General features: G+C 54.2%; 5 protein-coding genes. All 5 read right to left on the bottom strand.

What is annotated here, in order from left to right:
* Positions 1-90: 90 nt before the first annotated feature.
* Entirely contained in the window at positions 91-3,276 is a 3,186-nt protein-coding gene (locus tag DCC81_RS18570) for an efflux RND transporter permease subunit (protein ID WP_108688069.1), read from the bottom strand.
* Positions 3,277-3,380: 104 nt separating this feature from the next.
* Entirely contained in the window at positions 3,381-4,580 is a 1,200-nt protein-coding gene (locus DCC81_RS18565) for an efflux RND transporter periplasmic adaptor subunit (protein ID WP_108688068.1), read from the bottom strand.
* A 157-nt stretch (positions 4,581-4,737) separates the two neighbouring features.
* The gene (locus DCC81_RS18560; RefSeq protein ID WP_108688067.1) at positions 4,738-6,078 is read right to left on the bottom strand and encodes a TolC family protein; all 1,341 of its coding nucleotides are present in this window, start codon (positions 6,076-6,078) and stop codon (positions 4,738-4,740) included.
* 615 nt (positions 6,079-6,693) lie between these two features.
* Positions 6,694-8,154, bottom strand: a complete 1,461-nt coding sequence (locus tag DCC81_RS18555; protein ID WP_108688066.1) for a RagB/SusD family nutrient uptake outer membrane protein — start codon at positions 8,152-8,154, stop codon at positions 6,694-6,696.
* An 18-nt stretch (positions 8,155-8,172) separates the two neighbouring features.
* A complete protein-coding gene (locus DCC81_RS18550; RefSeq protein ID WP_108688065.1) occupies positions 8,173-11,148 on the bottom strand; it encodes a SusC/RagA family TonB-linked outer membrane protein in 2,976 nt (991 codons plus the stop codon).
* Between the last annotated feature and the right edge of the window lie 264 nt (positions 11,149-11,412).

Here is an 11,412-nt window from a genome sequence, read left to right as displayed (position 1 = left end):
CCGCCACCGGTGGTGATTAACGGTTACCGGGTAAAAAAAGCGGGTGCGCCTGTAACCGGCACACCCGCTTTATCTGTAATTAAACAATTATTACACATGGCCCTGGGCATCATGGTCGGGCACGGAATTGAACTTCTTTTTCATCTCCTCCAGCTTGGCCTTACCATAAGCCCAGCGGGTGATGTTGAGGTACAATACCGGCACCATGAAAATGGCCAGGAAGGTAGCGGCCAGCATACCACCCAGTACGGTCACCCCCATGGTTTTACGGGAGTAAGCACCGGCACCGGAGGCAAATACCAGGGGCAGGATACCGAGCAGGAAGGCCAGGGAGGTCATGATGATGGGGCGCAGGCGCAGCTTGGCTGCTTCCACGGTGGCCGTCATCACATCCATACCACGGTCCACACGCTCCTTGGCAAATTCCACGATCAGGATGGCGTTCTTTGCCGCCAGGCCGATGAGGGTGATCAAACCGATCTGTGCATATACGTTGTTCGTAATGGTGGGGCCGGCCAGGTGCAGTGCGGCAATGGCGCCAAACACGCCCAGGGGCACCGCCAGCAGTACGGAGAACGGTACAGACCAGCTCTCGTACAGCGCCGCCAGGAAGAGGAATACGAACACGATAGACAGTGCAAAGATGTAAACCGTCTTGGAGCCGGAAAGGATCTCCTCGCGGCTCAGGCCAGAGAACTCATAGCCGTAGCCTTCGGGCAATACCTGGGCAGCTACTTCCTGCAGGGCCTTGATGGCATCACCGGAGCTGTAGCCCGGGGCCGCATTACCGTTGATCTCCGCGGAGCGGAAAAGGTTGTAGTGGGAAATCACCGGCGCGCTTTCAATCACCTTGTAAGAGGTAACGGTGCTCAGGGGCACCATATCACCATTCTGGTTGCGCACGTAGTACTTGGCCAGGTCCGTCATGTTACCACGGAAAGAGCTATCCGCCTGGGCTACCACGCGGAAGTTACGGCCGTAAATGGTAAAGTCGTTGATGTATACAGAACCCATGTAGGTTTGCAGCGCAGAGGCGATGGCAGAAATGGGAATGCCCAGTTTCTTGGCTTTCTCACGGTCTATTTCCAGCTGGTAGCCGGGCGTGCGGGCCGTGAAGAAAGAGAAGGGTCGGGACAATTCCTTGCGCTGGTTTGCCGCAGCCACGAAGGTGCGCAGCACGCTTTCAAATTCCTTAATGTCACCAGCGCCTTTTTGTTCCAGCTCAAAGGAGAAACCGCCGGTATTACCCAAACCAGGAATAGCAGGCGGCGGGATCACCACCACGTTTGCTTCCTTGAACTTGGACATCTGCTGTTGGAGGCGGGCCACCAGCGCGAAGATCTTGGACTTTTCCTGCTTGCGGTCGTCCCAGGGTTTCAACTGGCAGAAGATGGTAGCGGAGTTGGATTTAGAGGCGAAGGTGATGGCATTCAACCCACCCAACGCAGCGTAGTGGCCTATTTCGGGCACACTGTCCAGCTCATGCATCATCTGTCGCAGCAAGGTTACCGTACGTTCTGTGGAAGAAGATTCCGGCAGGTCAAAAGTGATATAGATACGGCCGTCATCTTCCGTGGGGATAAAGCCGGTAGACTTGCTGGCAAACAGGAAGTAAGCTGCCACGATGATGCCGCCCAGCAGGGCCAGGGCCAATGCGGAATGGCGCAGCACTTTTTTCACGCCCACGGAGTAGCGGGACGTTACATGGCCAAACCATACGTTGAACCGGTAGAAGAACTTATTCAGGCCCCTGGACTGGCTGCCCAGGTTAGAGGGTTTCAGCAGCAGGGTACACAGCGCCGGTGTAAGGGACAGGGCCACAAACGCGGAGATCAGTACGGAGATGGCGATGGTGATGGCAAACTGCTGGTACAGGCGGCCTACGATGCCGGGGATGAAGCCCACGGGCACAAACACCGCGCAAAGGATCAGTGCAATGGCAATTACCGGTCCCGAGATCTCTTCCATGGCGCGGTGTGTAGCATCCCTGGGCGACATGCCTTCATGATCCATGTTGTGCTGCACCGCTTCCACCACCACAATAGCGTCATCCACCACGATACCGATGGCCAGTACGAAACCGAACAGGGTAAGGGTATTGATCGTGAAATTTAGCGGGAAGAAGAAGATAAACGTGGCGATGATAGACACCGGGATGGCCAGTACCGGGATGAGGGTAGCGCGCCAGCTCTGGAGGAACAGGAACACTACGATGATCACCAGGACAAGGGCTATCAGCAGGGTTTCCACCACTTCATGGATAGATACGCGCACCACGGTCACAGACTCAAACGGCACTACATAGTCTACGTCTTTCGGGAAGGCTTTCTTCAGCTGCTCCATGGTGGCGATCACCGCATCGGCGGTGGAGATAGCGTTACTACCGGGGGCCTGGTATACGAGCAGGTAGGAAGCGCGTTTACCATCCACGAAGGAGTTACCGGAATAGTTGAATTTACCCAGTTCCACGCGGGCCACGTCTTTCATGTATACCACCGCACCATCGCTGGGGCGGGTTTTCACGATGATGTTGCCAAATTCTTCCGGTGTAACCAAACGGCCTTTTACAATGATGGAATACTCAAACGTCTGGCCCATCTGCTGGGGGGGCGTGCCTACAGAGCCGGATGCGATCTGCTGGTTCTGTTCAGAAATGGCAGCTTTGATATCATCCGCGGTAACGCCCATCTGCGCCAGTTTGGAGGGATTGAGCCAGATGCGCATGGAGAAATCATCTGCGCGGGTAAAGATATCACCTACCCCTTTTGCGCGGAGCAAGGCGTCTTTCAGGTAAATGTTGGTGTAGTTATCCAGGAAGGTAATGTCGTGCGTACCCTTGGGAGAAAACAAGGCCACCAGCATGAGGATACTGGGGTTACGCTTTCTAACGGTAAGGCCTATACGCTGTACTTCCTGCGGCAGGGTGGGCGTGGCAATGCCCACGCGGTTCTGCACGTCCAGTGCGGCAATGTTGATGTCTGTGCCCACCTCGAAGTTTACGGTGAGCGACATGGAGCCGGCGCTGGTAGAGTTAGAGGTCATATAGGTCATACCGGGGGTACCGTTCACCTGCACTTCCACGGGCGTGGCGGTGGTTTGTTCCACCGTTTGTGCATCCGCGCCAATGTAGGTACCGGTTACCTGTACCGTGGGGGGTGAAATTTCCGGGTATTGCCCTATTGGCAGGTTAATCATTGCCAGCAGGCCTACCAGTACCAGCACCACCGAAATAACGATGGCGGTCACCGGCCTGCGTATAAAAGTATCTGCAATCATAATCTTCGCTGTTTGAGCTGTTGAATCAATTATATCCGTCCAATCTGTGTTTCCTGGAGGAGCTGCCTATATGCGGCCCCGTTACTGCTGCAAGACGGTGTTATTTAGTGACCTTCCGGCTTTTTGCCACCTGCTTCTGCACTGGCGGGTTTGGCGCGCTGTGCACCAGCGGCGGCAGGCGCACCAGCGGCACCGGCGGGCGGGCCCAGGGTTATCTTGGAACTGTCGCGCAGGCGCTGGAAGCCTTCCGTGATCACCAGGTCTCCGGGCTGGATGCCGTCTGTTACCACAATGCGGTCGCGCAGCTTGGGGCCCAGGTGGATCTTACGTTGCAGGGCAATGGAGTCCTGTGCTACAAACACGAAAAACTCGCCCATCTGCTCTATCACAGCTTTGTACGGAATAACCATGCGCTGGCCTGAAAGATCATTCAGCACGCGCATGCTTACGCTCATACCATCTTTCAGTACATCTTTCGGGTTGGGTATTTCCACCTTCACGTTGATGGTGGCGGTCTGGTTGTCCACCCCGCGGTCTATAGCGTACAGGCGGCCATTATTTGTGTACATGGTACCATCCGGCAGCTGCACCTGGAAGGTAGAATCTCCTGCGCCACCTTTGCGGCCTTCATAAGCCACGAAACGGCTTATCTCCGTTTGGTTCACCACGAATTGTACGGCGATGGGATCTTCAGAAGAAATAGTGTTCAGCAGCGTAGTGCCGGGGCTTACCTGGGCACCCAGTTTTACCTGGGAAATGCCAATGCGGCCGGTAAACGGGGCTTTGATCACAGCATAATCCAGGTCTGTAGCGGCGCTGCGCACGGCTGCTTCCGCCACGGCCACCTGTGCCTTCTGGCTTTCAAATGCTGCTTCAGCATTATCCACCACCTGGCGGGCAATAGCGTCCTGCTCTGCCAGTTTATTGTAGCGGTCTATATCTTTCTGGGCCTTTACCAGGTTTGCCTTTGCGGAAGCCACGTTGGCTACGGCCTGGTTGTAAGCCGCTTCATATTTGCGACGGTCTATTTCATACAGCGGCTTACCTTTTTCCACCACCTGGCCTTCCTGGAAGAAGATGCCGGTAATGAAGCCGGAAACCTGTGCCCGTAATTCCACGGTATTCAGTGCCACCACGGTGGCAGGGTATTTATCATAGTAAATGGCGGCGGTATCCTGTACGGGTGCGGTCTGCACCGGCGTGGCGGGCGGGGCCTGCTGCTGTTGCTGCCCGGACTTGTTACCACAAGCGCTCCAGGCCATCGCACTGGCCGCACAGATCAGTAAAAGAGAGTGCTGTTTCATTCTGTCAGTATAAAGTATTATGTCTAAGGATTCCTTTCTTTTTATTGTACAATGTACAGCGTACAACGTACAACGTACTTAATATGCTAAAGTCAATGCTAACTGTTTTGACCCCGGATCAACGTAGGCGGTACGCGGTACGTTGTACGCCCTACGATTAAAACGTTTGCGGCGTCAGCGTGCCCACTGATTTCTGCAGGTCCACCTTGGCTACCAGTACATTGTAAAGGGCGTTGAAGTAGTTGAGCTGCGCGGTGCGCAGGTCGGATTCTGCCACGATCACGTCCAGGTAGGTTTTTACACCTTCGCGGTATTGCAGGTTTACGGTGCTGTACACATCGTTGGCCAGGTCTACGTTTTCTTTCAGGGTGTAGAAATCGTTGAGGTTACCCCTATAGGTAGCCATGGCCTGGGTGTACTCAGTGTTGATCTGCTCGCGGAGCTGCGCCAGGTCCCAGTCAGAACGTTTCAGCTGCAGTTCTGCAATGCGGATGTTCTGCGTACGCTTGGTGCCCTGGAAAATGGGGATGGCCAGCTGCAGGCCGGCGTATGAGTTAGGATAATCTGCGCTGTACAGTTTCCCGAATTGTTCGTTGAAATAAGCCAGGTTGTAATTGGCGTAGGCCGAGAGAGTGGGCAGGAAGGCCTGTTTATTATAACGGACCTCCGCCTGTAACAGCTGGCGGGTGGTTTGTTCCAACTGGTATTCAATACGGTTCTCGTACACCACCTGGGTGCTGGTATCCAGGGTGGTGGCCTGTTGCAGCATGGCTACAGAATCATACACCAGGGAGAGGGTGCCCGTTTCGGGGTAGCCCATTACCTGTTTCAGGAACGCATACTTGGCGCTCAGCAATTCCCCGGCGCTTTTCAGCTGGGCCCTGGCATTGTTGAGGGATATCTGGGCCTGCTTGTAATCCACCTTGTCCACTACGCCGCCCTGGTATTGGTTATACGCATCGCGCAGGCTGCGGGCCAGGCGGATGGTATCTTCCACGAGCACCTGGATCTGGCGCTGGGTGAGCAGTACATCGTAGTAGGCCTTACTCACATCCGCAATGGTGCTGATCTGGGTGTTGGCCGTGTTTTGGCGGGCCTGCAGGCGCACGGTCTTGGCAGTGTTGCTGGCCAGCAGTACATCCCGGTTGAAGATGTTCTGGGTAAGGCCCGCTCCCAGCGTGGAGGTGTTGGTCACACCCTGCCGGATCACCTGGCCGTTAAAGTTGGCCTTGGGCACCTGGAAATAGTGCTGGAGGCTGGCCGTGGCGTTCACCTGCGGGTACCAGTCTGCCAGCTTGCTTTTTACCTGCCGGTCGGTGATAGATTCATCGATCTGGGCTTGTTTCACTGCCGGCTGGTGCTGCAATGCGTACTGTACACAATCATGTACAGACGCCGTGGCCAGCAGGGAGTCGGTGGTGGTGGTCTGTGCCTGGGCACGGAAATGAAACGCAAGAACGCTCATTACCGACAGTACACTCATAATCGCTCTTTTCATAAATGGCTTTTGACAATCAAATGCGGCTTATACCAATCAAAATAATGAACAACAATAATAACAGAAAGACCTTTCTGTTTTGGACACGTTCGACGAATAACAGGTATTAACGACGAAATACAGCAGTCCGTTTGGTGAAATGACGAAATAGAACAGGCAAATCCGTGACTTCTACAAAGAACTGAGATAAGTACAAACTTTCATACTGTATTGTTTCAATATACATGAAAAGGTTTCCTTTTTGCTATCCGTACGGGTTTAAATGGTGATGCGAGGCGGTCAGGGTTCCGGGCCAGGTCGTCATCGCATTGTAATAAAAAATAATATTAATCGATTATTACGCTTAAGTGATTGCAGGTTGAGGTGGGGCAAAATTATGGATATATTCAATAGCGAGGCGCAACAAAATTCTGTAAATGGTAAAAAACCGGGTTTGCCGGGTGGGTTTGTTAAATAAGGTTAAGCCACTTGCAAATGTGCGCCCGGCAACACCGCGACAGGAATTTCCTGCACCCCGCCCCTGCCGCGGCTTTGTGCAAAACGCCATCTTCAGACCCTGAACAAAAAAACCCGGCCACGACAGCCGGGTTTTTCTTTTAATGCTACCTGAAAACTTTACGGGTTCTGCACCAGGTTCTTATTCAGGATGGTCTCATTTTCCGGGACAAAATGCACTACCCGCGGGTCACTGGCTTTGATAAGCTGGTAACCGCTGCCGGTGGGGCCGCCTGCCACATGGGTGCCCGGATAGTTGCGCACCAGGTCCAGGTTATTGCGGAACAGGTCCAGCTTGCGGGAGCACTCAAAGGCCAGTTCCAGGTGCCGCTCTTCCAGCACCACTTCCAGTACGGAGGCATGTCCCTTCAGGTCTCCCACGCTATAAAGCGCCGTGCCGGTGAGGCCTGCCCGCTGGCGGATGGTATTTACATCTTCAATGGCGGCTGCGTTGTTTCCCAGCTTGGCACTGGCCTCCGCCCGCACCAGGTACATATCGCCCAGGCGCAGGTATACCGGTGAGCTGAGGGTCACGATCCCATCCTGGTTGGAATATTTGAGGATGAAGTATTTCGGGTAGCCGTTACGGGTATTCACCGTGCCGTCGTCTGCCAGGGAGGGTTGTATGAACTTAGCGCGCACATCGGCCGGGTATTGGGCATACAGGTCGCGGATGGCACGGCTGGCATACATTTCACCATAGCCCAGGCCACCGGGCGACGTGTAATACATGGAACCGATGGAGCTCCAGTCCTGGTCATCCTTCAGGGTGTGATGGATAGCAAAAATGGTCTCGGGATTGTCTTCATTGCTCATGGTAAAATAACCCGGCAGGTCTTTGGTGGCCACCAGGGAATAATTGCCGGAGGTGATCACTTCATTGGCAAAATAGTAGGCAGAATCATTCTGGCCTCTGAACAGGTACACCCGGGCCATCAATGCGGCGGCGGCATTCTTCGTGGCATAGCTGCTGCTTTTATCATTACCCATCAGGCTATACGCTGTGCGCAGGTCGCTGACCACCTGGGCGTACACTTCCTTCACGGTGTTGCGGGCCGGCAGGTCCGTAATGCTGGGCTTCAGCACCAGGGGCACGCCCAGGTTGGTTTCCGCGCCCTGGATGTAAGGTCGGCCAAAGATATTCACCAGGTCAAAATAAGCCATGGCGCGCAGGTAATAGTTCTCCCCCAGCAGCTGTTGCTGTGCCGGTGTGCTGCCGGTGGGTATGGCTTCCAGCACCTGGTTTACCCCGTTGATCAGCTGGTAGGCTTTTCTCCAGAAGGCATTGGTGTTGGCCTGGTTAGCCAGGTGGGCGTAGTTGTAAGAATAGAATAAGGGGTCTGTGGTGGTACCACTCAGTGATACATTGTCACTCGCATATTCTATCATGATGTGGTAGTTGCGCACATAGTCCCCGTTCTTTAGCAGGGCATAGTTGCCCAGCGTCACAGATTCCAGGTTGGACGGGTCTTTCAGCACCACGTCTGATGCCTTGCCATCGTAAGGTTCTTTCTTGATGCTGCAGGCGCTGAAGCCCATGAGGGCCAGTAACAGTGCCGAAATGAATATGTTCCTTTTCATAAGAAGTTGCTTGATGGGTTAAAAGTTGATTTGCAGGCCTACCAGTAGTTTGCGGGCAAATGGATACTTGGTGCCAATATCCCCGCGGCTGTCTGCATCCGGGTCTATGCCGGAGAAATGTGTCAGCGTCCACAGGTTTTCCCCGCTCAGGGAAAGGCGGATGTTCTCTACTTTCAGGCGTTGCAATACGGTGGAGGGAAAATTGTAACCCAATGAAACATTGCGCAGGCGCAGGTAAGAACCATCTTCCAGGAAGCGGCTGGAGGTCTTCTGCGAATTTTTGTTGCCGCCTACCACGTACTTTGGATGCGTAGCATGATCGCCGGCATGCTCCCAGCGGCTCCAGCCCTTGTACAGCTCCATCATATTGTAACGGTTGTAGGCACCATCGTTGTCAAACAGCTCCCGGTTGCCATTGTATACCTTATTGCCCTGCACAAACACCAGGAACGCGCCCAGGTCAAAATTTTTGTAATTGAACGTAGTGCGGAAGCCCCCGGTGAATTTGGGCGTGCCGCTGCCTACAGCCATCTGGGTGGCGCTGTTGTAAGAATTGGTGGTGCCTTTGGTGCCATCCTGGTTGGTGATGGCCCAGAGCGGATCGCCGGTGGCGGGGTCTACGCCCATCCATTTACGCATATAAAAAGTGCGTATATCCGATCCCGTTATAAAGCGGAAGCGGCCCTGGGGGTCGTTGATCTCGGTAACCCCGTTGTAAAGAGAGGTGATCTTGTTCTTGTTATAGCTGATGTTAAAATCCGTGGTCCACTGGAAGTCCCTGGTCTGGATGTTTACGCTGCTGATGCCCAGTTCCACGCCCTTGTTGTTCACATCGCCTACGTTGCGCGCTATCGATGCAAACCCGGTGGTGCCGGGCAGCGGCACGTTAAAGAGCAGGTCTTTATTTTCCTTGTTGTATACATCCACGGTAATGTTTACACGGTCATGTACCAGGCCCAGATCAAGGCCTACATTGGTGGTGTACGCTTTTTCCCACGTGAGGTCCGGGTTATCCACCACGCTGGGGTACAGGCCGGGCACCCCGTCATAGGAGCCGGTCACGTTGTACTTGCCGTATGCTTTGTAGTTGGCGTTAGGGTCTGGCGACGGAGCGTGGGAATCGCTGAAGTCTGCATTGCCAGTGGTGCCGAAACTGGCGCGCAGCTTCAGTTTGGAGATAGTGTGACTGTGTTTCAGGAAGGCCTCTTCAGAAAGCAGCCAGGCGCCGCCAATGGCATAAAAATTACCATAAGGATGGGCGCTCCCAAAGCGGGAGGAACCATCCCGGCGGAAAGACCCCGTCAGGAAATAGCGCTGGTCCAGGTTCCAGTTTGCCTGGAAAAAATAGGAAATAAAGGCACTGGAATTTTTAGTGCCACCTACGCCCAAAGCCGCGCTGGTGCCGTCCAGGATGGAAATGCCCTGGGCTATACCGGTGCCGGAAGCGTCGGTGCTTTCAAAATAATTGTTCTGGTATTCTTCACCCAGCAGCAAGTCCAGGTCCTGGTTGGAACTGAGCCTGGTGCGGTATTTCAGCAGGTTGGAAGTGAGGTAGGAATATTGAAATTCGCTGTAATCCTCCAGTTGCCCGTTCACATCGGCGCCCGCGGCGGTGCGGGCATCGTAGATGGTTTGCGCGCGGAGGTAATCACCCGTCACCCGGTTGGTGGAGGAGAGGCTCCAGTGATCGCTGATGGTGTATTCCCCTTTGAGCAGGATGTCGCCATCAAAGGTTTTATAGCCGTAGCGGTTGTATTGCTGGTCGTATACAAAGTTGGTTACGTCGCGGCCATACCAGTTCACCGTACGGGGATCCACCGGCTTGCCATCTGCGCCGTAAGCCGCGTCCCAGGGCAGGTTCAGGTAGGACTGGTAACCACTGCCATTACTGTTGTTTGTCGACTTGCTGTAGCGCAGCGCAGTATTGAAGGTCACTACAAATTTCTTGCTTACCTGGTAATCGCTGTTAAGGCGCACGGAGCCGCGTTTGAGGCCGGTTTGTTTAAGGATCCCATCTTCGCTGTAGTAATTGCCACTCAGGTAGTAGTGGCCTTTGTCTGCGCCGCCGGAAATGGACAACTGGGCATCGGTGGTATTACCGGTGCCGTAGGCTTCCTTCAGCCAGTTGGTGTTATGTTTCAGGGCATCGCCGGGCAGTACCGTTTCCAGGTAGCTGTCAAAATCATTGCCGGTGTAAGTGGATTGATAATAGGCTTTTTGGAGGGCGTAATATTCAGGTCCATTCATCAGGTGAAAGTGGCCCTGGGAAAGGGAATTAGCGCCTTCCGCCACGCGGGCCACCACCTTGGCGCTACCGCTTTTACCACGTTTGGTGGTGATCACCAGCACCCCGTTGGCTGCGCGTGCCCCGTACAAGGTGGTAGCGGCAGCGTCTTTCAATACCGTCACAGATTCCACATCGCTGGGGTTGGGGTAATCACCGATCACGCCATCCACTACAATGAGCGGGTCACTGCCACCGGTAAGGGTGCCCACGCCGCGGATGCGGATGCTGGGCGCCGCATTGGGGTCGCCACTGCTGTTGCCAACGAAAACCCCGGCCACCTTGCCTTGCAGCATTTTGTCCACGCTGGCGGCTGTAACATCTTTGAGTTTTGTTTCGCTCACCACCGTGGCGGAGCCAGTTACAGATTTTGCGGCTTTGGTGTTGTAACCGAGTACTACCAGTTCCCCCAGGCTGGAGGTGCTGGCATCCAGGCCCACGCGCATGCCTGCCTTTGCGGGCAGGGTTACGGCGTTAAAGCCTACAAAGGAAAATGTGAGCGGGGCGGCCGGGGTGGCGTTTACAGAAAAATGGCCGTCGGTGCCGGTAACGCCCAGGGCTTTGTGGCCCTCAGATACGGATACGCCGATGAGCGCTTCGCCGGTAGAGGCGCTCACTACGCTGCCTTTGATGATTTGTTGCTGGGCGGTTGCTGGCTGGTACAGGCAACAGCAGATCACCCATGCCATCATGGTGATAAAATGCTTCATAAATACTTTTTGCGTGATGAAAGAGTTGGGTTACTGGATCCCTATGCTGAATAAATATTGGTGATGAATAAGATTGACAGTGCGCGGAGCGTTTTTAGGATGCCTGCGGGTGGGCTGACATTACAGATATGGCCGCGCCGGTTTTGCGTTTTTCATTCAGGTGATTCGTGGTTGATAACAGGTGAACAATGATGCCGGCTGATAGGATAATATTAGCGATGAAAAATTATCTTTGTAGCTATCAAACGTTTGCTTAAAATTTGG

Origin of the sequence: Chitinophaga parva (assembly GCF_003071345.1) — a bacterium.
Lineage (GTDB): Bacteria > Bacteroidota > Bacteroidia > Chitinophagales > Chitinophagaceae > Chitinophaga > Chitinophaga parva.
Note: the sequence above shows the minus strand (reverse complement) of the source record. Positions and strands in the feature narration are given on the sequence as shown.